This is a genomic window from Neobacillus cucumis, assembly GCF_023715505.1.
Genome location: NZ_JAMBOH010000001.1, coordinates 470,424 through 492,200 on the forward strand (window position 1 = coordinate 470,424; position 21,777 = coordinate 492,200).

A 21,777-nucleotide genomic window follows, 5' to 3' on the forward strand; every position below is an offset into this window, starting at 1 on the left:
GCTGCAGATTGTCCAATACTTGCAATTTTTAAAGCTTTCACGCCCACCGTTTCCAGTCACGTTGTAGCTTGCAAGTCTCTAAGGATTTCCCCGCAATTCACCCGATTTTCTAGTCATTCATCTTCTGAATGACGCGGACTAGTGCATCTATAAAAATGGATTCTTTACCATAGGTCTTCTCATGGCACTTCTTACAAAGGGTTATTCCATTCGATACATCAAACTGCTTCTCAGGATATAGTTTTTTAGGGTAGATATGATGTGCAGCTATCTGTTTAGATTTAGAATTATATCCAGGCATTTTACATTTGAAGTTGTCCCGAATATATACTTTCTTCCGCCATTCTTTATATTCAGCAGAATCTGTAATATCCTCAGTTTCAACTCGATTCTTTTTAAGGTATTCAACGTAACAATTGTAGCTGCAAAAACTTTTTCTAGTTCTATGCCACAATTATTACAATTAAATATTATCCTATTTTTACCCTGGAATCTTTTATTTTTTGAAGGGATCTTTGTGAATGCTTTTTACCTCTTCTTGGAGCACCTTTGTCAATGTCATTGTGCCCTCGTAGTTCCCACCCAAAATATAATATTCTATCCAAAATTGTTGTATAGCTGACATTTAACTCATTTGCAATTACCGTATACCCTTTTTTCTGTACTATATATTGGTCATATAACCAATTTTTATCATCATATAGGTTGCTTCCTAATTTTAACGCATTTTTTCTAATTCCATATCTTCTTAAGCGCCCTTTTATGATTGATTTTGTATAGCCCGTATCCGTTGCTATCTCCTGAACAGTTTGGTTATCAACTATATACCTTTGATAAAGTAAATCTTTAGTTAGATTTAACATGATTGAACCTCCTTCAACCACGAACATCCGTTCTAGTTAAATCATACCAAACAACCCATTTTTTGTCACTTTTTTCAATCCGCTAACATTATCATTTGTGCACCGCGTCTTGATCCACCTTGTTCAACAAGATGAGTTAATTTAGCAATATCATCAAGCCAAGAAACCGACCCAGATGATTTACCGTTTACACCTCTAGCCAGCGTATTGCGTGGTCTTAACGTTGAACCATTTGTTCCAACACCGCCGCCTCTGCTCATGATTTCCATGACCTGCTTACGATGATCTGAGATTCCTTCACGTGAATCCGGTACAAACGGCATGACATAACAATTAAAATACGTTACATCCGTATTGGCCCCTGCACCATAAAGAACCCGGCCCGCAGGAATAAAGTTCAGGTTTACCAACTCTTGATAAAACTTCTCTGTCCATTCTAAGCGTTTCTCTTCCGTTTCTTCTACCGCAGCAAGACCTGTAGCATTCCTTTTGGCAATCTGCTCATAGAAGAGTTCTAATGGCTTCTCAATTACATCAAGTGACCTGATGATTGTTCCTGTTGATGCTTCCTCAGGATCATCAAGCACTCCCCTAAATTCCTCTTCAACCATAACTTTCGCTTTTTTCTTTTCCCAATCAATCTCCAAAATCGTACCTAGACCACGTGCTGGAAATTTTGGATCCTCTTTAATGGTTAAAACAACAAAGTCGCCTGCTGTTAGGGTAATTTTTGCTGTGTCTTTAAAGGTGTAACGATCAAGCATAACCAATCTTGAAACACCTTTATGAGTTATTTTCATATCTGGGGTAACCGGATGTACTTGGGGGAATAGGCGGATATCCTCATTCAACCTTTCAAAATCAATATTCATTTTTTGTCTAAAAACTACAGACATGAGAACAACTCCTTTATATAAATCTCTATATTATGCTAGATTCTAGTAGGATCGCTATATCTAGTTGACTTAATAAATTTAAGTTACCATAGTTACACACTAGAAATCAACATATAGTACCGAAAATATTTTCGACACTACTATATATTGTATGACCAGCAAATAACATTCATTTTGTCAAACGCAAAAAAAACTAGAATTAGAAGTAAACAAAAGATTTTAGCTGAATTTCGTCAAATAACAAGTAATTTTAACAAATTTCGAGGCTTGCCTCTTTTTAAAAAAAGTAATATCAAAAAAGAAAAAGCGGCATGCGCCGCTCCTTAGCTCATCTTTTAAAATTCCATTCATCACTCTCGTAACGCTCTTTTGCAATTTTCTCCACATAAGCAAACTCTTCATCCGTTAATTGGTATGGTTCCAGTTCAATATTTAACCCTTCAGCAAACCCCTTATAAAAAGCTTCTTTGGCTTCATCAAGTGTTATTCTGCGAGGACTTATTGCATTAATAGCAACTGCCTTATCCTTAAATGCTCTCTTCATCCGTTCCTTCACTCGATCATTAGGATATTTAAATAAACTGAATAGCTTGTCCTCATCCAAATCTAGAAGAATAGAACCGTGTTGGAGGATCACACCCTTTTGTCTAGTTTGTGCACTTCCTGCCACCTTCCTGCCTTCGACAACTAGTTCATACCAGCTCGGGGCATCAAAACAGACAGCTGAGCGGGGATTTTTTAATGCATCTCTTTCTTCCGCTGTCTTTGGAACCGCAAAATAAGCCTCAAGTCCCAAATGGTGGAAACCTTTTAAAATTCCTTCAGAAATAACACGATAGGCTTCTGTAACCGTTTTAGGCATCTCTGGATGATCTTCTGAAACAATGACACTATATGTAAGTTCATGCTCATGGAGAACACCGCGACCGCCTGTTGGTCTTCTAACAAACCCTAATTGATGCTCTTTAACGGCATCCATATCAATTTCTTTCTCCACCTTTTGGAAATAACCTACAGACAAAGTGGGCGGATTCCACCCATAAAATCGAATAACTGGAGGAAACTTACCTTCACTATGCCAATCAAGTAAAGCTTCATCCAAGGCCATATTAAAAGATGGTGAACCATTACCAGAATCGATAAATCGCCAAGTTTCTTTTTTCATATTAAAACCTCATTTATATAATTATTACTCATTTTTAGTCTACCAAAATCTGATAAGAATTCAAAATGAGATGTTTCTGGTATAATTTTATTAGGCACCGTAAAAAAGTTTTTCCTTTTCATCTTTATCTTTAATGGAATGACTTATATAATAAATACTAGTGCAGTAAAGCTTGAAAGGAGCAATAGAAGTTGAATTCACTTTATTCGTTATTGATTATTGTTTTAGCCGTTATTATCTACTCCGTTTTTACCTACTTTTATCAAAAGAGGATAGTTAAAACGGTATCAGAAGAAGAATTCCGTGCAGGATACCGAAAGGCACAACTAATAGATGTTCGTGAACCGAACGAATTCGAGGGCGGCCATATTTTAGGAGCACGCAATATCCCAATGTCTCAAATGAAAATGCGCATGAAGGAAATCCGCCAAGATATGCCTGTATATTTATATTGCCAAAGCGGTATGCGCAGTGCACGTGCAGCACAATTTTTACACCGTAGAGGTTATAGGGACTTAACCCAGCTTGAAGGCGGATTTAAAAAATGGACTGGTAAAGTAAAAACAAAGAAATAATCGGCTAAGGGTTCCGGATCTACTTCCGGAGCCCTATTTATTTTTAAAATAGGTAAGGCCAGATTCCATGGATCTGACCTTTACATTATTAAGCCTTTTGAAATTTTAATACAGGTTTACGAGCTGCTAAAGTTTCATCCATTCGCCCGACAACGGTTGTATGTGGTGCCTCCTGAACAATTTCAGGATTTTCTTCCGCCTCTTTGGCAATTTGAATCATCGTATTGATGAAGGAATCAAGCGTTTCTTTTGATTCTGTTTCTGTCGGCTCAATCATAATACATTCCTCGACATTTAACGGGAAGTAAATGGTTGGTGGATGGTAGCCAAAATCAAGCAGACGTTTGGCAATATCAAGCGTCCGTACCCCTAATTTTTTCTGACGTTTACCGCTTAGCACAAACTCATGTTTACAATGTTTATCGAACGGTAAATCATAATATTCCGCCAGTCTTCTCATCATATAGTTGGCATTTAGGACCGCATACTCCGTTACCGCTTTTAAGCCATCAGGTCCCATGGAACGAATATACGTATACGCCCTAACGTTGATGCCAAAATTCCCGTAGAACGGCTTTACACGCCCAATTGATTGAGGGCGATCATAGTCTAAAATAAATTCATCTCCGCGCTTGGTAATAATAGGTTTTGGCAAAAACGGAATTAAATCTGCTTTCACCCCAACAGGACCGGAACCAGGACCGCCACCGCCGTGAGGACCTGTAAAAGTTTTATGAAGATTTAAGTGGACAACATCAAAACCCATATCGCCAGGTCTAGCCTTCGAGAGAACCGCGTTTAGATTGGCACCGTCATAATAAAGCTTGCCGCCTGCATTATGAACAATATCGGCCATTTCGAGGATTTGCTCTTCAAATAAACCGAGCGTATTTGGATTAGTTAACATCAATGCAGCCGTGTCATCACCTACAACCCGTCTTAAATCATCCAGATCGACAAGGCCTTGATTAGTAGATTTAACTGTAATCGTTTCAAAACCAGCTATCGTTGCTGAAGCTGGGTTAGTACCATGAGCAGAATCCGGAACGATTACTTTGGTCCTATTAGTATCACCATTTGCTTCATGGTAAGAACGGATAAGCATTAATCCTGTCCATTCACCATGTGCTCCTGCCGCAGATTGTAAGGTGACTTCGTCCATGCCGGTAATTTCAATTAAATGCTGTTGAAGGTCGTATAAAAGCGCGAGCGCCCCTTGAACAGAGCTTTCATCCTGTAGTGGATGAACATGTGCAAAACCATTGAACCGGGCAACATTTTCATTAATTTTTGGATTATATTTCATTGTACATGAGCCAAGTGGATAAAATCCCGAATCCAGGCCATGGTTTCTTTTTGAAAGTGCCGTATAGTGCCGCATGATATCAAGCTCGGAAACCTCTGGGAGTTCTGGCTCTACTTCACGCAGGTACCCCTCTGGCAGGAGAGTGCTCACTTCTAATTCTGGTACATCCATTTCCGGAAGGCTGTAACCGATTCGGCCGGGAGTGCTACGTTCAAATATCAGTGCTTGGTCTTGGTTATGCATGCAAATCCCCCAATTCTTTCACAAAAGTATCTATCTCATCCTTTGTTCTTTGTTCAGTTACCGCAATCAACATATGATCAGATAGCTCTGAATAATCGCGTCCTAAATCATAACCGCCGATAATTCCTTTTTGTAACAAAGTTTGATTGATTTCTTTAACAGGTTTATTTAATTTAACAACAAATTCATTAAAAGAGAACCCATCAAATACAACCTCGATGCCAGCTGCTTTAAAAGCAGTTTTAGCATAATGTGCTTTCTGTAAATTGGCTGCTGCCATCTCATGGACGCCCTTTTTACCTAAAGCAGTCATGGCAACTGATGCAGCAAGGGCATTAAGTGCTTGGTTTGAACAGATATTAGAAGTCGCCTTTTCACGGCGGATATGCTGTTCACGAGCTTGGAGTGTTAACACAAAACCACGGCGTCCTTGGTCATCAACAGTCTGACCAACTAGGCGCCCCGGAACTTTACGCATTAATTTGTTGGTAACCGCAAAATATCCGCAGTGCGGGCCACCAAATGCTGCTGGGATACCAAATGGCTGGGCGTCTCCGATAACGATATCAGCACCGAACTTCCCAGGAGGCGTTAATACACCTAAAGACAACGGATTGCTGTTAACAACAAACAGACCTTTATACGCATGAATAATTTCTTCAACTTCTTTTAAAGGCTCAATTCGGCCAAAAAAGTTTGGATATTGAACGATTACTGCTGCAACGTCTTCGTTCACTAAGCTCTTTAGAGCTTCAGCATCTGTTACACCTTCTTTTATAGGAGCTTCAATTACCTCAAGATTCTGTCCTTTTGCATAGGTTTTAAGGACCTCCCGATACTCAGGATGAACAGCGTTCGAAACTACAATCTTTTTCCGTTTTGTATGTCCTGCACTTAACATCGCCGCTTCTGCAAGAGCGGTGCCTCCGTCATACATGGAAGAGTTGGCAACATCCATACCGGTTAATTCACAAATCATGGTTTGAAATTCAAAAATTGCTTGAAGTTCACCTTGGGATATTTCGGGTTGATAAGGTGTATAAGCCGTATAAAATTCAGAACGAGAAATAACATGGTCCACAATAACAGGCATATAATGATCATAAACACCTGCACCTAAAAAAGACACATTACGTTTGAGGTCAGCATTTTGGTCAGCTAGCTTAAACAGTTCCTTCATTAGTGAAGTCTCAGACTTAGCCTCTTTGATCTTGTACTCACCCTTGAATCTTACTTTTTCAGGGATATCGCCAAACAGTTCATCTATGGAAGAAACACCAATGGTTTCGAGCATAGCCGTCTTATCTTGTTCAGTCATGGGTAAATAGCGATGTTTCATAAATCTAACTCCCCTCGTTATTTCTTTTCTCTTTTATAAAAAGGTGTTGGTACTATATTTGCTTTTAATCGTTTACCACGGATTTCCACTTCTACCACTGTTTCTAGCGCGGAAAATTCGGTCTTAATAAGTGCAAGACCAATATTTCTCTTTAAAGAAGGCGACTGTGTTCCGGTAGTCACTTCTCCGATAAGCTCTTCTCCTTTATAAACAGTATATCCATGCCGAGGGATACCACGGTCAATCATTTCAATTCCTACTAATTTCCTTGGTAAGCCATTTTCCTTCTGTTTTCTTAATGCTTCCTTCCCAATGAAGTCAGCTTCCTTATTTAACTTCACAGCAAAGGCAATTCCTGCTTCAAGGGGAGAGATCTCAGGCGAAAGCTCTTGCCCATAAAGTGCCAGCACAGATTCAAAACGAAGGGTATCACGTGCACCTAATCCGCATGGAAGTATTCCCTCCTCTGTTCCTGCCTCTAAAATGGCCTTCCAAAGGTCAACCGCATCTGCTGCATCACAGTAAACCTCAAAACCGTCTTCACCGGTATATCCGGTTCTTGATACTAATGCCTTCTTACCGTTTAGAATTACTTTTTGCTGAAATTTGAAAAAGCCAATTTGACTTAAGACTGTTTCTCCTGCAAGCTTTTGCAGAACTTTTTCTGCAAGCGGACCTTGAATAGCTAGCTGGGCTGTCTTTTCAGACAAGTTATCAAGGGAAACATCCCCCTCAACGTGATCCAGAAGCCATTTAAAGTCCTTTTCTATATTGGAAGCATTAACAACCAGTAAGTAATGATAATCTTCCATTTTATATACGAGCAGATCATCCACCGTTCCGCCATTTTCATAACACATTGCCGTGTATTGAGCATCGCCATTTTTAATTTTTGAAATATCATTGGTCATCATTTTTTGTAAAAATTGTAAACTGTCTTTCCCTTTCACTTCCACTTCCCCCATATGGGAGACATCAAACAGACCTGCTTTTGTACGGACCGCTTCATGTTCTTCCTTTATGCTGGAAAATTGGACAGGCAGCTCCCACCCTCCAAAATCGACGGTTTTACCGCCGTATTGTTTATACACCGCAAAAAGTGGAGTACGTTTTAATTCAGTCATCCATTAATCCCCCTCATTTGATCGATCCACAGTTTTATAGGTACAACATTTGTGTAAAAGTTATTTCCCTAAACTTTTGTGAAACAATTAGACTTTTTTAAAACATAAAAAAGGACAGAAAACCCCCTAAATAAATTAAGTAGGTCTCTGTCCTTGCACCTGAAAGTTTACCCTTAAGCGGTTTTCCCCTTTGGTGGCTGCCACACTAGCAGCGCTCTCCAGAGCTGCGTCAAACAAGAGTTCTTTTGCCTGAGAGATTCACATTTTCTGCTTGCTCCTTCGGCGCTACTCTTCGTAGTCTCTCCCCCTGCTATCATTCGCATTATAATATTTTTCAATTTGGTAATACTAATTATACTTAAAAAATAAATTACTTTATTAAAATATTTAAAACATTCTAAGCTATTATCATCCTACCATTAAACTACAACATTGAGCAATTATTTTTTTATAAGAAAACGATAGGCAGAAGACGGTCTTTATAATTTGCAAACAGATGATATTACAATGTATGAAAAGGAGCTGTAATGATGTCGGTTGAAATTGAATTTGATTCCTCGTGGCAGGATGATTTTTTACATAGAATTGACAACGATGGTCCGTGGGGGAACTGGGAGCTTTTTAAATTAGCCATTGATGTTGAAAAACATTTGGTCATCCCTGAGTTTGAAGGCTTACAAGCTCCAAATCATCTTCCAAATTTAACACCTCTCCCACATCAGCTTGAAACAGCGAAACAGGTGATTGAAAACATGAATGGTAAGGCCATTCTAGCCGATGAAGTGGGGCTTGGAAAGACAATTGAAGCTGGGCTAATTTTAAAAGAATACATGATTCGCGGCTTAGTAAAAAAGGTATTAATACTCGTTCCTGCATCTTTGGTTACCCAGTGGGCGATTGAGCTAAACAGCAAATTTTTTATTCCTGCCGTTACCCAAAGGAAAAGCTATGTCTGGGAACAGTGCGATGTCGTTGTTTCTTCAATTGATACCGCGAAACGAAATCCTCACCGGGACATTATCAACAAACAGGACTACGATCTCATTATCATTGATGAGGCACATAAACTTAAAAATAACAAAACGAAAAACTACGAATTTGTTCAAAATCTTAAAAAGAAATTTTGTTTATTATTAACCGCCACACCGATCCAAAACCGAATTGAGGAAATCTTTAATCTCGTTTCCCTCCTAAAGCCTGGGCATCTGGGCAGTGAGACGGCCTTCTATGAAAAATATAAACGAGATGCCCGTTCGTTAAATGATGATGAGCATTTAAAAGAATTAGTCAATAAGGTCATGATTCGAAATCGCCGAGCTGACACTGGTATTGAATGGACAAAAAGACAAGTTGAAACCATACCAATCGAATTCTCTTCTGCTGAGAAGGATCTGTATGATTCTATTTCAATGCTGAAAAGCGAAGGTGATTGGGTTCAAACAAGTGCTTTTTCCGTCATGACCTTACAGCGTGAGGCTTGCTCAAGCCGTGAAGCAGTTTTCTATACACTAAAAAATATGCTGAAAAAGAAAGAGGACCCTACCCCTGCTTTCGAAGGACAGATCGAGTATCTAATTAAGAAAGTGGAAGCGGTCCAGCAAAATTCAAAGGCGGAAAAAGCTCTTGAATTAATCAAACAGGTAAATGATAAGGTGATTATTTTCACAGAGTATCGTGCTACCCAGATGTATTTACAATGGTATTTGAAGCAGCACGGAATCAGCTCTGTCCCCTTTCGCGGAGGTTTCAAACGTGGAAAAAAGGACTGGATGCGGGAATTGTTTCAAAAACATGCACAAGTCCTTATTGCTACTGAGGCCGGCGGTGAGGGGATCAATCTGCAGTTCTGTAATCATATCATTAATTTTGATTTGCCATGGAATCCGATGCGGCTTGAACAGCGGATTGGCCGGATTCATCGTCTTGGGCAAGAAAAGGATGTGATGATTTATAATTTTGCTATAAAGGGTACAGTTGAAGAGCATATTTTGAAGTTGCTTTACGAAAAAATCCACCTTTTTGAAAAAGTCATCGGTGAATTGGATGATATCCTGACAAAACTAGAATTTGGTAATATTGAAGACCATCTTATTGATATTTTTGGCCAGTCTAGTTCTGAGGGTGAAATGCGAATTAAAATGGAGAATTTATCATCTATGATTGAATTTGCACAATCAATGAAGGAGGGTGAATCACATGCAGCAGCAGGAAATTCATGATTTTCTTCTTACTTATTTTCAAGCAAATGATTGCCCAATTATTGAGAATAAACCTGGATATTTAATTGTCCAGTTAACCGTAGAGCTAGATAAAGAATTGATGAATCGTCCCTTTTACTGGCACTATCTCGAAAAAACGGGCGGCATCCCTAATCCTATGTGCTTAACTTTTATTACTGATCAAAAAAAAGCACCGGAAAATATGAAGGGAGAAATTATTCATTTTGGTTCACCCCGGCTTCACCAAATATTCGATTCCACCAAAAAGTTAGCAAGTTATATCCGCTTATATGAAAATCATCAGCACATCCAAAGCCAAACAGCCTTGTTTCCCTGGTTGTGTATGAATGTAAAAATCTCATATCAATGTGACCGAAAACGAGATATCTTTAAGTCCATTGGTTTACAGCTGATAAACGGAAAAATGGTTGAAGATTTTCACGAAAAGTTACAAAAAGTCCCATTAACACCAAAGATACCGGACTATTCTTTTACATTATCGCCATTAGTTAAACCGAAAAGCGGGATGATAAGGGTTGAAAACTACTTAAGATCTGTGATCTTAGAGGATGACCATTCCTGGGCTGACGAGGCACGAAAACGATGGGAGCAGGACTTACGGTTACTAAATCATTTCTATGAAGACGAAGAAGATGAAAATGTGAACTATGAAACCGAAAAAATGGCCCTGCAAGAACAATATGAACCGAAAATTAACATTTCCTTTATCAACGGCGGCCTCTTTTACCTAACCGAAAAAGCCATATAAAAACACTTTATTACTGTGTTTAAGCATACAACAGTGACAGGCACCATGTGAAATATACACATGGTGCCTGTCACTAAAAAATTACAAAAAATTTTTTTATATTTATTAAAATTAAAGAAGGATAAGCGTGAACCCTGTCGAATTATGATTATGAAAAACTAAAAAGGTGGTGGTACCAATTGTCAGTTCAATTGAAATACTAGCTAATCGAATTATTAAAGATGCCGTCCGAAATCAAGCAACAGATATTCACATTATTCCTCGAAAGAACGACACACTTGTTCAAATCCGTTTAACAAACAAACTCATTCCCAGATTGTCCCTCCCAAAAGATGAATGCGACAGATTAATCTCACATTTTAAATTCACCGCGAATATGGACATTGGGGAAAGAAGACGACCTCAAAGCGGAGCCGTTTTTTGTGAAGTAGACGGACAATTAATGGGCCTTAGGCTTTCCACACTCCCTTCAAACAATAGAGAGAGCCTTGTCATCCGGCTTTTACCGCAACAAGAGCAAATACCCTTCCATCAGCTCTCATTATTCCCATCAATGACCAGAAAGCTATTAGCCCTGCTCAAACATGCACACGGATTAATCATTTTTACAGGCCCTACTGGATATGCACTTGGGGACAACAAATGATATAATCTCTTATGTATCAAGAAACAACAACAAGAGGTGGCAACAAATGAAAGTGGCAATATACTTGAGACGTTCCAGAGATGAAGAGAATCTGGGAATCGATGAGGTTTTAAAAGTACATGAACATACATTGGTGCACCTTTGCAAACAACAAGGACATACCTACAATATATATAGAGAGATTGCATCATCATCAACAATTGAAAACCGTCCCGAAATGGTTCGTCTATTGGAACGAATCAAAGCAGGCGAATATCAAGCCGTGGTGGTTATGGATATCGACAGGCTTTCACGGAACGAATACGACTCAAGTGAAATCAAAAGGATTCTACATGATACAGGTACTCTCATAATCACGCCGTACCGAGTTTATGATCTCTCGCGTGATGATGACAGTTTGCTAGTGGGAATCAATTCACTGATTGCCAGCCAAGAATATAAAATGATTCATAAACGCATGAGTCGAGCAAAAAACTTTTGCAAACAACAAGGACAATGGGTTGATGGTATTCCGCCACTTGGATTTGACAAAGGTAAGGATAAAAAGCTGAAACCGAATGACCGTGCCGCTGACGTGCTTTTCATATTTGAATCCATAATAAACGGTATGACCATTCCATCACTAATTCGTGAACTCGACCGCTTGCACATACTCACTAGAGAAGGATCAAAATGGCACTATAACGCAATCTTACGGATCATAAACAATCCTGTTTATAAAGGGGAACTTCACGGTGTAGTCGAAGCTCATGACCAGATTGTGTTGCCGTCCATCTGGGAGAAAGCGAACCGAATAGTGAACACATACTCTTTCAAAGCTCCGCGCTCAAAGAATCGTATCTATCCAACCTCTGGGCTGGTTTACTGCGGGAATTGTGGCAAGGTTCAAGGTGTAAATTATCATCCGCACATTGACAAATATTATGTGAAGGTTTGCCGTTGCGGGAACAGAACGTATTATTATAATATCGTGTTGGAACTGATTCGGCAGGAGGTTTTGAAGCACAAGGAAACGATTCTGGAAGCTATCGCGCTTCTCGACACGGAAACAGGAACGGACAAAACTAGGTACAAATTAGAGAGCATCAGAAAGGCGATACAGAAGACAGAACGTGCGCTTGAAAAGATACAAATTCAATGGGAAGAAGACGAAATGACCTTACCCGAGTATAAACAGAGGAAGGCAAAGAGAACTGAAGAACTAGAGATACTTAAAGCTGAACAGGAATCAATAGCTAATGAAAATCCTGCAGAAAAGCGGCGGTCTCTTGAAGAACACTTGAAGGTAATAGAAGAACTGTTCGGAAATTGGGCATTTTTGAATGGTTCAGGGTTGAGCAACGAAGATGTTAATCGAAGATTACATTTACTCATTAGCGGTATTATATGGACCTATCCGAAGGGATCAGACACGCCGACACTTAGAGTGGTATATAATTAAAAAAAAGAAGACCTCAAGCGACACAGCTCGAGGTCTCTTTAGTTTGCTCCTTGATTGTCGCATTCAGCGATTGGGCAAGAACTTCTACGGCAAGATTTTGGATGGCTTTTGGAGACGGGACGTTCACGACATATACTTTAATTTTCTTCATCAACGATCGCCACCTTTCTTGATACTGAAAATAAAAGATGGTTCGGCATCCGTGTCTTCACCAATCCAGACGGCTTTCCTTTCGTTCAAATTCAAGAAATTCTTTTTACCTATACCGCACTTCATAGCCATTACATAAGCTAAATTTGAAATTTTATGTATTTCCAATAGCTTGTTAGTTTGGCTGTCAGGCATTTCTTCTACTTTTATCTGAGTGTCATAAGAAATTCGCAATTCATCTCCTACCGCCTTTTCCAAATGCTTCCTTAAACCAATTTGCGTAGTTATTTGCCCGTTTAAAGGCTTCATCAAACTCAACATTGGCGATTATTACTTTTTCAGTTTTTGGGAAGGAGTCACCTCTCCAAGTTCCTCTCCATACTGTAAAGGACCCTTCCTTCTCTTGAAACAGAAATACCAAGGAATTAGTACTTACTTGCTTTTCAAACCCTTCTCCATATGAATACACAATCCATCCATTTTTAGTTGCTTCCTCCTGTCGCCTTAAATTCACTAAGATTGCCTGCTTGTATCTTTTTAAAGTTTCAATATGTTCATTTTTAAGAACACTAGGATCATGAAGCACTAAATTGTCACCTGCTGCAGTTATTATACATCCTGCATTTTCTGCTGTTCTGAGGTACGAAGTTATCATATTAATAACGGCACCCCCTCTTTTTTAGAAGGTTGTAAAGTTGACTTTAGTTGTGAATTATCTGCTTTTTCTATTGTATCTACATTAATCTCAGAATTATTGTTTTTCTGACCACTATAGACACCTTTACAACTATTGAAAGACGAATCCTTGATCCCTATTCCATAAAAATATTGATAACCCCCTGTGCTGCTTTTCTTTTTAAAACCTCGTTCTTCTAGCTTTCGGTTAAACTTATTTTTCGTAAGTTCATACTCGCCCTCCTCGGAGCACCAATTAGAATATGTTTTATAAAGATCAGCACCTTTTGTTTTAGCATTCTCATGGATGACGCAACATTCCTGAAGAAAACTCCCAATTGTATCCATTTCATCCTTATAACTTTTAGTAGCTTCTTGCACTTCTTGAGGTACGTCTAAGCCTTCCTCCTGCCATTTCAAACATCCTTCCACCATCCACCTCAGGATACCTGGCATTTCATGCTTTAGCTTTGCTGGTAATTCCTTATCTAACTTATCTTCAGGGATAGTTATAGTGAATGGTATTAGCCGAATTCTTCTCCAGATACCCTCATCAGCACCAGTAATTATTGGTTTGTGATTAGTTGTAAAAAAGATTTTAAATTGCGGAATGTATTCAAAAAATTCCTGATGTAAAAAACGTGCTTGTACTGGCTCTCCGCCGGTTAATTGTTTTACAAGACTTTCAGCCAGTCGAGCACCCTTTTCACTCTCTGTTGCAGCAACAAGCCTAGCTCCTTTTAAAGCTGCAATGTCATTATTTACACGGTCAGATTTTTTAATTGTGAAGGTCTCAGCATTTGTCTGCTTTCCATAGTCACCCAAAATTTCCTTTATAACGTTCATAAAGGTACTTTTGCCATTACGACCTGTCCCATATAAGAAGAATAAAACCTGTTCTCGGGTATTACCAGTAAGTGCGTAACCTACTGCCTTTTGAAGGAAGTCAATTGTATCCTGCTTCACTTTCCCTTTTTCATCCTGAAAAATATCGTTTAAAAACCGTTTCCATGTAGGACATTCCGCATTAAGATCGTAGGTAATATGCGATAATTTGGTAAGCATGTACTCTCTTTTATGCGGTCCTAACTTCCCGGTTTTTAGGTCGATAACGCCATTCTTGCAATTGAACAACCATATGTCTTTATCAATGTCATCAGGAAGTAGTGGTACCTCTGATTTAGCCAAAGAAACCATTGCTTCTACTCTTGCCCGAGATTCCGAACGAATCGCATGTTTTGCCAGGTATGACCTTGTATCTGAATCAGCATTAGATGCCTCTTTATAAATAGCCCTTACTGTATCCTTAGCAAGTTGGTAAATTCTATCCTTTTTATCCTCACACCATCGCCTTCCATCCCATATGTACCATTTACAGAAGGAATTAACATATCTAAGATCTTTTCCGTGACGGTGGGTCAACCTTTCTGCATTACCTATATCTGTTTTTCTGAAGTTGATTTGCCCTGATGACAATGTAATTTCCTCTCCATTCCTAAAACTATGGGACTATTTATCTTGTTAAGATGAATGCAGCCACCACACCCATCAAATTCTTGACTTAAGCTGCGGCACGTCCTTGGCTTCATATTCCTTCGAATTTCAATATATTTACGTACAACTACCCGTTCTACATAATCGGGATGACCTTTTGACCATTCATGAACTAGGTCATGACCGTTCTCACAGTATGCTGCAATCGATAAAGCAGCAAGCCAGTTATTGTAATTAGCTGTTTCTTTATGATTAAGATAACTTCCTATAAACCGGCATTCTTGTATAATTCGATTTGGGTTTGTAACAGCAATAGCTTCCCCACTATATATTTTTTTCTGTGCCTTAGCCTTTTGTTCTATTGTTAATGATGGTACTAGCATTTGTATGACTTTGTTTATTTCGAATATAGAATAACGTCTGTTAGGTTCAAATAATTGGATGGTGACAGGCTTAGGGTTATTCCTTGATTTTAAGTTGAAGGTTCCTGGTACACGTAAGACCCTTGCTAAATCAGAGGTATTGTCTATGTGGAAACCCTTCAATTTAGCTAATTGAATAAATACTCTTTGAAAATTCTCAAGCAATCTCCCTACAACATGCATTTCCTGATCGCTCTGTATACGGAATGGTTCCTGAAACAACCAATAACAATGAAGACCACCGCCACTGTGAATTATAATGGATGGTTTTAAAGGGAAAGTATTTAAAATTACCTGTGCATCCTCTTCAGAAGGAAGCTTATCCGCCGCATGAACTCCACCATTCAAATCAATTTCTACCCAAACACCGGGTAAAAAAAGCACATCCTCATTTTTACCTCTTTTATATTCTCCAAGTTTATTTCGGCGAACTCCGACGCCAAAGTATACGTTACAATTTTCCCCTAAATTTATAGCGTTTTGGTTAATATTTTTTAGATCATTAACTCTATACCAACGGGTTTTCTTATCCACAGAGGTCCATAGGGTTATAAATCCTTGTTGGACATTTCCAAATAAAGCATCTAAAAACGCATTTGCTTGAACTTGTCCTACTTTTGCTTTATCCATACTTTATTCTCCTTACTTGTTTCAGTAAGAAACGGTATCGAATAGCTAAAATCTATATCCCTTTCTGTCAAACCAGCAGCCTCTATGACTGTTTTTGCATAAAGCCAGCAATCATCTAGATATTGAAATTTGCCCGCCATGCCTAACTGTTCATGTTCATCTATCGAATAAACAGAAAAACCAGCAAATTTTTCATCAAATAAAATAATGATTTTCTTTATTCCATCTGGCACCAATTGAACCCAATCACTATAAATTTTTTCTAGGTAATTCTTTTGTTTCATTCCAATAAAATTAGTCAATTTTCTTTTCTCCTTAGTTTTAATTAACTGTAGGTTGGATGGAGTAAGTTAATAAGTGTAAAAGAGTATTAACAATTTAATTCGTGTTTCCATCCACCAGGCAGCGCCTTGCCTCCTCTAGCTATCCAATTATCTAGTTGCACTGGGTCCAATCTTATTTGCCTCCCCAATCGAACTACAGGTAAAATACCTTCTCGCGCCAAAGTATAAGTCCGCTCAACTGAAATGCCTAAAATTGGAGCCGCCTCTGGAACTGTTATTAAATTTCTTCTCACCTTTCATCACCTCCTTACAACTCAAATGATACAAGTCCTTAAACACAAAAAAAGGACATAAGAAAATTTTCTTATGTCCCTTTTTTATTACCTTCTCGAAGGCTTATTCCAATATCCTTTGCTACTCTTTGTATTGCTTTCTTTATCCCTGCAGCGGATATATCAATCTCCCCATTAGGATCACTGTCAATATATGCTTGTGCAATTATTTTATAACTTTCATGATGAATTTGGTATCTTACTATCCAGTCAAAGTGCTTTTGTATGCTACCACCACTGTCCCTTTTTCCTTTTGATCTCACCCAACCGTTTTCAATAAAAATTTCTTCTAATATATAAATATCATCATTAATTCTGCCAACATATTCCTTTTTTATTTCTGCAGCAGGATTAAATGGTTTAAATTGTAATTTCGAAAAGGATTGGTGATTTGCAATTTTTTTCAACTCTTTTTTTCTTCTATTAAAGTATTCCTCTAACTCTGCTGGGTGGATAATCAAATCGTTTATTAATTCTGGATTAATATTCCAGGAGGTAATTATATGGAATGCAGTTGAGAGAATCCATTCCTCTTTAAGATTCCATTTTATCGACCATAGAACTAAGCTATTCATAAATTCAGTAGCCAATTGAGATGTTTGCGTAATATTTTTTAAATCCTCAAGTGTAAACCATTGTTTTCTCTTACTAGATAATTCTAGGTGAGGTACAAGCATTTCATATTTTTCAATATAAGCCTTTAAATCTGTTAATACTTCTGGTGCATTTTCTCTAATCGCAATAATAAATTTGTACCGTGCTATCAGCCGGTCCTCGCCAGGCAGCGCAAATTCACCAAAACTAAGTCTATTCATATCTTTTATTCGTTTATAAAGTAGTTCATGTTCTTTAATATTGATCACTTTTTTCTCCTAAGTAGAATTTTTCTCTTTCTGTTATGCATTTTGGACAAATTAGTTAAGTTTCAAAATATTTAAGCTTTATCAATTGGAATTATCTCGCCCAATATTGTTGCCTTTCCCCACTGAGTAGCCTTCAATAACCGTTAAAAACAAAAAAAACAGTGGATAAATACCACTGTGCTTACTCTTTTATTAATTAACTTTTCTGTTGAGATAACTTTTAGGTTTGTCCTTGTTCCTTAGTTTTCCTATAAAGGGTCATTCGTGAAGGTAAAAAGCGTATTCAATCTTTTCTTCAGGTGTTGACGGGCGCCCGCCAAATTTACCTTTTAACTTCGCTGCTTCCAACCCTTCTTTTGTTCTCTCAGAAATAAGATCTCGTTCAAATTGTGCTAATCCTGCAAACATAGTAAACATAAGTTTGCCTTGTGCCGTTGAAGTATCTAGCCAGTATTCCTTTAAGCTTTGAAGGTTCGCCCACAGATACGTTGGTCAAACTCTTCTTCTCGTATTCATCAATTATTTGCTTTATAATTTGCTCTTGTTCGCTCAAAAGATTTCGCAGCATTTTATTTAACTTCAGCACTCCAAAACGCGAACTGCCATCTCTCTTTTCCACGATAAAGTTTTGCCATAAAACTTCACCTAGTTAATATCGAAAGCAAACGTTGTTATAAATATATCTATTACTATAACAATCAACATTTACTAAATAAAATAGGCACCTGAGCCCATATCAATATAGTACTCAGGCTGCCTAAATGTGCTTTCTTATTACTTTCTACTTGACAGGAGTCACTTGGCTAAAGGATATATTTTTTTTATAAACAGCTAAAAAAATTTACAATAAATTTTCTTAGAGGCACATTTGATTATGAAGATCTACCAATACAGACAAAGTCTCTGACATTAATACCGTCACATGTTTTAAATTCATTGTCAGTATTGGTGATAGCCTCTACTTTTTCACCATGAATAGCACGGTGTATCCTCTCAGTAATAGCCTCAACATTTAACTTTTTCATGTCTTCATTATCCGCCTCGATAACAACAGAAATTACTATGGTATTTTTATTTGCGCTCATAGTTTAATACCTCCTTTTTTTTTAAAAACACATTTATTTTTTCTTATATCTTGCTTTTTATACAGAATTCTTAGTTAATTTGTCTTTTTAGGAAACATTATCGGCAAATACACCCTCCTTCACCAACGATACCACACGTTGATTTAGTTTCTATTTCAGTACCAACTAAGGCCTCCACTTTTTCACCGTGAACAACACGGTGAATCCGTTCAGCAATAGCCTCAACATTTAACTTATCAAGTTCTTCTTTATTTCCCTCGATAACTACAGAAATTACTCTAGAACTTTTATTTTCATCCACAGTTATTTACCACCTTTGCTCTATGAAATAGAATTTAATATTTCAATTATCTTTTTTGAAGATACTCCATAATTTTTATCCATGTAATGTCCCCCAGAGTGTATACCCAATGCTTTTCCAGTTTCAATATCTAGAATAACCGAACCTGAATTTCCACCTAATGTTGTACAATCATGATTTATAATCCAATCCTTATCAGATGGAAAAGCTTGTCCTGGGGATAATCTTTTAACGTCGTAAATGGATTCAAATAACCTATCCATCTCATCTAAATCTCCAACCCTGCTGTCTCTAGAAGGATACCCAATTACAACAACATCTCTTGTAGTTAATAAACTTTCTTCTGATAAGTTGATTGGCCTTGGCAAAGTGCTATTTGGATTTGAATTAGAAGAAACCTGAAGAAATGCTATATCAGGTTTTGTATCATCATCCTCTTCAATATAAAGTACTTTTTCTATATTGAACTCAAGTTGATCGGGCAGTCCGTATTCTTCACGAAAGTCAATTCGAGCTTGAATCTGTACATTCCTATAATTTTTTCTAAAGACAAATTCACTTCCGCTTCCTTTGGCAAATTCAAGTGCTACATGACGATTAGTAATGACAATATTTTCTTTTACCATCCACCCTGTTCCCAACCAATCCATTCCTGGAAGATCACGCACTTCAATACGACCTACAGCCAAAATAGCATCCTCAATATTTTTTCGGTTGTCAGTTAGTTTTTTACTCCACTCAGAAGATATTGGTGGCATAAATGTATTATGGATAATTTTTATAACCGGCCGTCCAACTGACCTAACTATAGATTCCATACCATTTGCGGGGCTTGTTATACCACTCGCTATTTCATTGGATTCCGACAAATTTTTTAATAATTGGTCAATATCTTTTGGTCCATAACCATATCGTACTTGAAATTCCTTTCTCCCCAGTTGATCTAATACATCCTGTTTAAATTTGGGGTCTTGTAAGATTGTATAGATACTCATTTAACACCTCCATACTAATTTTGTTCCATAGAATTTATATTTATCCCTATAACTACAAAGTGTTATGTCAAATAACTTATTGCCCCTTCATAATTATTCTTAAAAAGACAAATTAGCAATAACCTCCATTTATGGAGAGTGAAAAATGCTCAATTGGTTTTATGACTACTTTCTAAACACTTATTAGTTTCTATATGTTTGCCCCGTTTCCTATTGTTGACTTTTGGCTTATATTTTCCATAATTATAGAAGATGGACAAATAAATTCGACTCTGAAAATTAATTTAAGGGCAAAAAAAAATATGTGTTTATACCTAGGTCAAAAGAGGAGGGTCAGAGCCCCCTGGTTGGGGGATTTTTTTAATAATTCTTTATTTGTCAGCATAATGAAATATGGCAAGATACCTCAGATATATTTTAGTAAACATTTGTTTCTAATATTGACTTTTATCCAGAAAAAACAACCAATAAAAATATCTATAGGTCAATAACTCTGAGCTTTTCCTTTTTACAAAATAATTAACAAATAAGACTAGACCTCCTTGGAAAAGGTTGGAATATTGGACTTCTACCCAAGCAGTTAACAGTAAATAAGCATAGTTTAACTTGAATTAAAATGCAGAGCTAAAAGGAGAGTATTAAACTATGTACTGTTATCCCGTGACACATTGCTTTGGATTTGGCACCAAATTCATTGTACTACAACCCTTCATTGTGTTCCTTCATTAGGTCCATCTGCCCCTGTACATCTACCTGGACCTACAGGACCAGTCATCGGTCCAGGACCAATAATGGCAACAATGGCACTGACACCATATCAAAAATGTTATAATGATTGCATTAAACAAGGAGGGTATCCATGGGAATGTAAAGTATTCTGCGGTACACCTAGTCCACACTATCTTAGTGAACCAGAACCTGTACCTTGGTAATAAACAAAATAAAAATAAAACATTAAAAAGACCCTTCACAATATTTGTGATAGGGTTTTACATTGACTTTTCTAACAATTTACAGCTTTATTCAAGAAATTGTCGCTTAGCGTTTTTCTGTCCTTATCTACTTAGTTTTTCTTATTCGTGTTGTTTCCTTCATTTATTATTAGAATGATCCAGCAACTTCAAGGAGTGTTCAATTTATTTCTTGTATTTTCTTCGTCTCCCTTCCCTTCTATTCGTTGCACTCCATAGCAAATCCTTCTGTTGTTGTCTAGTTACACGATTATCTCACTTTTAAACTCAGTAACATGAAACTTAAAATTAATCCTCTGCCTCTCCCTTTGCCTTAGCATAAATAGTTGACCGTGGTACTCCAGTTTGTTTTGAAATGTCATTTACGCTTAATCCATTCTTTTCACGTTCGGCAAAAAGCTTTAATGCTCTTTTAATCTCCTTCGTGTCATGGCCTTTCCTTCCTAAATGTTTACCTTGTTCTCTTGCCCTCTCTCTGCCTTCTTTTGTCCGTTCATTGATTAAATCCCTTTCAAATTCCGCGATAGCCCCCAGCATGGTAAACATTAGCTTCCCAGCAGCAGTTGAAAAATCAATCTGTTCTTTTATGAAAACAATACCGATATCATTTTCCTTCAAGTCATGAACGATATTATGTAAATCTCTCGTTGATCTAGCCAACCTGTCAATTTTGTAGACAACGAGCTTGTCACCTTTTCTTAAATATTCTAATGCTTTTTTAAGTTCCGGCCGCCCAGTATTCTTGCCACTTTTCTTTTCGTAGAAAATATTTGTGCAACCATACTTTTTTAGTTGTTCAACTTGGAGGGAATAATCCTGGTCCATGGTACTTACCCTTGCGTATCCAACCAGTTCACCCATTGTTCTCACTCCTGTCTAAAAGATAAATAACTTCCTGCACATTAATTATATACTAACTTTTAGACAATTAATACATATAATAAAAGATTAAAAATCTTAATTTTATCGCTCTGTCCAAAACTTACAAC

General features: G+C 37.6%; 23 protein-coding genes, 2 pseudogenes and 1 riboswitch. Of the genes and pseudogenes, 5 read left to right on the forward strand and 20 right to left on the reverse strand.

Annotation, left to right across the window (positions count from 1 at the left end; genetic code table 11):
• Positions 1–109: 109 nt before the first annotated feature.
• The 4 genes and pseudogenes from M3226_RS32655 to M3226_RS02490 form a co-directional block, all read right to left on the reverse strand.
• Complete coding sequence (locus tag M3226_RS32655; RefSeq protein WP_374110528.1) at positions 110–301, reverse strand: HNH endonuclease; 192 nt, start codon at positions 299–301, stop codon at positions 110–112.
• A 169-nt stretch (positions 302–470) separates the two neighbouring features.
• Positions 471–863 (reverse strand): hypothetical protein, encoded by a 393-nt coding sequence (locus M3226_RS02480; RefSeq protein ID WP_251562215.1) that lies wholly within the window; start codon positions 861–863, stop codon positions 471–473.
• 77 nt (positions 864–940) lie between these two features.
• A pseudogene (locus M3226_RS02485) lies at positions 941–1,759 on the reverse strand (ribonucleotide reductase N-terminal alpha domain-containing protein); the annotation flags it as partial.
• A gap of 328 nt (positions 1,760–2,087) precedes the next feature.
• The gene (locus M3226_RS02490; protein ID WP_251562217.1) at positions 2,088–2,924 is read right to left on the reverse strand and encodes a lipoate--protein ligase family protein; all 837 of its coding nucleotides are present in this window, start codon (positions 2,922–2,924) and stop codon (positions 2,088–2,090) included.
• A 191-nt stretch (positions 2,925–3,115) separates the two neighbouring features.
• On the opposite strand from M3226_RS02490, the gene M3226_RS02495 reads away from it, so the two are divergent.
• The gene (locus tag M3226_RS02495; RefSeq protein ID WP_144563124.1) at positions 3,116–3,499 is read left to right on the forward strand and encodes a rhodanese-like domain-containing protein; all 384 of its coding nucleotides are present in this window, start codon (positions 3,116–3,118) and stop codon (positions 3,497–3,499) included.
• Positions 3,500–3,587: 88 nt separating this feature from the next.
• On the opposite strand, the gene gcvPB is transcribed toward M3226_RS02495, so the two are convergent.
• The 3 genes from gcvPB to gcvT are packed head-to-tail and all read right to left on the reverse strand — an operon-like array spanning position 3,588 to position 7,511.
• Complete coding sequence (gene gcvPB / locus M3226_RS02500; protein ID WP_251562219.1) at positions 3,588–5,048, reverse strand: aminomethyl-transferring glycine dehydrogenase subunit GcvPB; 1,461 nt, start codon at positions 5,046–5,048, stop codon at positions 3,588–3,590.
• A complete protein-coding gene (gene gcvPA / locus M3226_RS02505; RefSeq protein ID WP_251562221.1) occupies positions 5,041–6,387 on the reverse strand; it encodes an aminomethyl-transferring glycine dehydrogenase subunit GcvPA in 1,347 nt (448 codons plus the stop codon). The genes gcvPB and gcvPA overlap by 8 nt, the downstream gene beginning before the upstream one ends.
• A gap of 17 nt (positions 6,388–6,404) precedes the next feature.
• Positions 6,405–7,511 (reverse strand): glycine cleavage system aminomethyltransferase GcvT, encoded by a 1,107-nt coding sequence (gene gcvT / locus M3226_RS02510; protein WP_251562223.1) that lies wholly within the window; start codon positions 7,509–7,511, stop codon positions 6,405–6,407.
• 227 nt (positions 7,512–7,738) lie between these two features.
• Positions 7,739–7,828, reverse strand: a riboswitch (glycine riboswitch).
• Positions 7,829–8,041: 213 nt separating this feature from the next.
• Between gcvT and M3226_RS02515 the strand changes: the two genes are divergently transcribed.
• From M3226_RS02515 to M3226_RS02530, 4 genes are all read left to right on the forward strand, one after another.
• Positions 8,042–9,730 (forward strand): DEAD/DEAH box helicase, encoded by a 1,689-nt coding sequence (locus M3226_RS02515; protein ID WP_251562369.1) that lies wholly within the window; start codon positions 8,042–8,044, stop codon positions 9,728–9,730.
• Positions 9,708–10,499 (forward strand): YqhG family protein, encoded by a 792-nt coding sequence (locus M3226_RS02520; protein ID WP_251562224.1) that lies wholly within the window; start codon positions 9,708–9,710, stop codon positions 10,497–10,499. The genes M3226_RS02515 and M3226_RS02520 overlap by 23 nt, the downstream gene beginning before the upstream one ends.
• 166 nt (positions 10,500–10,665) lie before the next feature.
• Positions 10,666–11,145: an ATPase, T2SS/T4P/T4SS family gene (locus M3226_RS02525; RefSeq protein WP_308211923.1), complete on the forward strand. Its 480-nt coding sequence runs from the start codon at positions 10,666–10,668 to the stop codon at positions 11,143–11,145.
• Between the two features lie 46 nt (positions 11,146–11,191).
• Positions 11,192–12,586, forward strand: coding sequence for a recombinase family protein (locus M3226_RS02530; RefSeq protein ID WP_251562226.1), 1,395 nt, complete (start codon positions 11,192–11,194; stop codon positions 12,584–12,586).
• Between the two features lie 13 nt (positions 12,587–12,599).
• On the opposite strand, the gene M3226_RS02535 is transcribed toward M3226_RS02530, so the two are convergent.
• The 13 genes and pseudogenes from M3226_RS02535 to M3226_RS02595 form a co-directional block, all read right to left on the reverse strand.
• A complete protein-coding gene (locus tag M3226_RS02535; protein WP_251562229.1) occupies positions 12,600–12,737 on the reverse strand; it encodes a hypothetical protein in 138 nt (45 codons plus the stop codon).
• Positions 12,737–12,994, reverse strand: a complete 258-nt coding sequence (locus M3226_RS02540) for a hypothetical protein (RefSeq protein ID WP_251562231.1) — start codon at positions 12,992–12,994, stop codon at positions 12,737–12,739. The genes M3226_RS02535 and M3226_RS02540 overlap by 1 nt, the downstream gene beginning before the upstream one ends.
• Complete coding sequence (locus tag M3226_RS02545; protein WP_251562233.1) at positions 12,972–13,391, reverse strand: hypothetical protein; 420 nt, start codon at positions 13,389–13,391, stop codon at positions 12,972–12,974. The genes M3226_RS02540 and M3226_RS02545 overlap by 23 nt, the downstream gene beginning before the upstream one ends.
• Positions 13,388–14,887 carry a DNA primase family protein gene (locus tag M3226_RS02550; protein WP_251562236.1) on the reverse strand — a complete coding sequence of 500 codons (1,500 nt, stop codon included), beginning with the start codon at positions 14,885–14,887 and terminating at the stop codon, positions 13,388–13,390. The genes M3226_RS02545 and M3226_RS02550 overlap by 4 nt, the downstream gene beginning before the upstream one ends.
• Entirely contained in the window at positions 14,848–15,957 is a 1,110-nt protein-coding gene (locus M3226_RS02555) for a hypothetical protein (RefSeq protein WP_251562238.1), read from the reverse strand. The genes M3226_RS02550 and M3226_RS02555 overlap by 40 nt, the downstream gene beginning before the upstream one ends.
• A complete protein-coding gene (locus M3226_RS02560; protein WP_251562240.1) occupies positions 15,939–16,259 on the reverse strand; it encodes a hypothetical protein in 321 nt (106 codons plus the stop codon). The genes M3226_RS02555 and M3226_RS02560 overlap by 19 nt, the downstream gene beginning before the upstream one ends.
• A gap of 68 nt (positions 16,260–16,327) precedes the next feature.
• Complete coding sequence (locus tag M3226_RS02565; RefSeq protein ID WP_251562242.1) at positions 16,328–16,534, reverse strand: helix-turn-helix domain-containing protein; 207 nt, start codon at positions 16,532–16,534, stop codon at positions 16,328–16,330.
• 71 nt (positions 16,535–16,605) lie between these two features.
• Complete coding sequence (locus M3226_RS02570; protein ID WP_251562244.1) at positions 16,606–17,436, reverse strand: hypothetical protein; 831 nt, start codon at positions 17,434–17,436, stop codon at positions 16,606–16,608.
• Positions 17,437–17,703: 267 nt separating this feature from the next.
• Positions 17,704–17,913 (reverse strand): annotated as a pseudogene (locus M3226_RS02575) (recombinase family protein); the annotation flags it as partial.
• Between the two features lie 395 nt (positions 17,914–18,308).
• Positions 18,309–18,521 carry a hypothetical protein gene (locus M3226_RS02580; RefSeq protein WP_251562246.1) on the reverse strand — a complete coding sequence of 71 codons (213 nt, stop codon included), beginning with the start codon at positions 18,519–18,521 and terminating at the stop codon, positions 18,309–18,311.
• 97 nt (positions 18,522–18,618) lie between these two features.
• On the reverse strand, positions 18,619–18,822 hold the full coding sequence (locus M3226_RS02585; RefSeq protein WP_251562247.1) for a hypothetical protein: 204 nt from the start codon (positions 18,820–18,822) through the stop codon (positions 18,619–18,621).
• Positions 18,823–18,842: 20 nt separating this feature from the next.
• Positions 18,843–19,817 (reverse strand): trypsin-like serine peptidase, encoded by a 975-nt coding sequence (locus M3226_RS02590; RefSeq protein ID WP_251562249.1) that lies wholly within the window; start codon positions 19,815–19,817, stop codon positions 18,843–18,845.
• A 1,259-nt stretch (positions 19,818–21,076) separates the two neighbouring features.
• A complete protein-coding gene (locus tag M3226_RS02595) occupies positions 21,077–21,649 on the reverse strand; it encodes a recombinase family protein (RefSeq protein WP_251562251.1) in 573 nt (190 codons plus the stop codon).
• Between the last annotated feature and the right edge of the window lie 128 nt (positions 21,650–21,777).

What these genes read in the sequence shown, in the direction of transcription:
- M3226_RS02590 (WP_251562249.1), bottom strand. Translation starts at nt 19,817, where the DNA reads ATGAGTATCTATACAATCTTACAAGACCCCAAATTTAAACAGGATGTA.
- gcvPA (WP_251562221.1), bottom strand. Translation starts at nt 6,387, where the DNA reads ATGAAACATCGCTATTTACCCATGACTGAACAAGATAAGACGGCTATG.
- gcvPB (WP_251562219.1), bottom strand. Translation starts at nt 5,048, where the DNA reads ATGCATAACCAAGACCAAGCACTGATATTTGAACGTAGCACTCCCGGC.
- M3226_RS02535 (WP_251562229.1), bottom strand. Translation starts at nt 12,737, where the DNA reads ATGAAGAAAATTAAAGTATATGTCGTGAACGTCCCGTCTCCAAAAGCC.
- M3226_RS02555 (WP_251562238.1), bottom strand. Translation starts at nt 15,957, where the DNA reads ATGGATAAAGCAAAAGTAGGACAAGTTCAAGCAAATGCGTTTTTAGAT.
- M3226_RS02520 (WP_251562224.1), top strand. Translation starts at nt 9,708, where the DNA reads ATGCAGCAGCAGGAAATTCATGATTTTCTTCTTACTTATTTTCAAGCA.
- M3226_RS02490 (WP_251562217.1), bottom strand. Translation starts at nt 2,924, where the DNA reads ATGAAAAAAGAAACTTGGCGATTTATCGATTCTGGTAATGGTTCACCA.
- M3226_RS02595 (WP_251562251.1), bottom strand. Translation starts at nt 21,649, where the DNA reads ATGGGTGAACTGGTTGGATACGCAAGGGTAAGTACCATGGACCAGGAT.
- M3226_RS02530 (WP_251562226.1), top strand. Translation starts at nt 11,192, where the DNA reads ATGAAAGTGGCAATATACTTGAGACGTTCCAGAGATGAAGAGAATCTG.
- M3226_RS02545 (WP_251562233.1), bottom strand. Translation starts at nt 13,391, where the DNA reads ATGATAACTTCGTACCTCAGAACAGCAGAAAATGCAGGATGTATAATA.
- M3226_RS02515 (WP_251562369.1), top strand. Translation starts at nt 8,042, where the DNA reads ATGTCGGTTGAAATTGAATTTGATTCCTCGTGGCAGGATGATTTTTTA.
- gcvT (WP_251562223.1), bottom strand. Translation starts at nt 7,511, where the DNA reads ATGACTGAATTAAAACGTACTCCACTTTTTGCGGTGTATAAACAATAC.
- M3226_RS32655 (WP_374110528.1), bottom strand. Translation starts at nt 301, where the DNA reads ATGCCTGGATATAATTCTAAATCTAAACAGATAGCTGCACATCATATC.
- M3226_RS02480 (WP_251562215.1), bottom strand. Translation starts at nt 863, where the DNA reads ATGTTAAATCTAACTAAAGATTTACTTTATCAAAGGTATATAGTTGAT.
- M3226_RS02580 (WP_251562246.1), bottom strand. Translation starts at nt 18,521, where the DNA reads ATGAGCGCAAATAAAAATACCATAGTAATTTCTGTTGTTATCGAGGCG.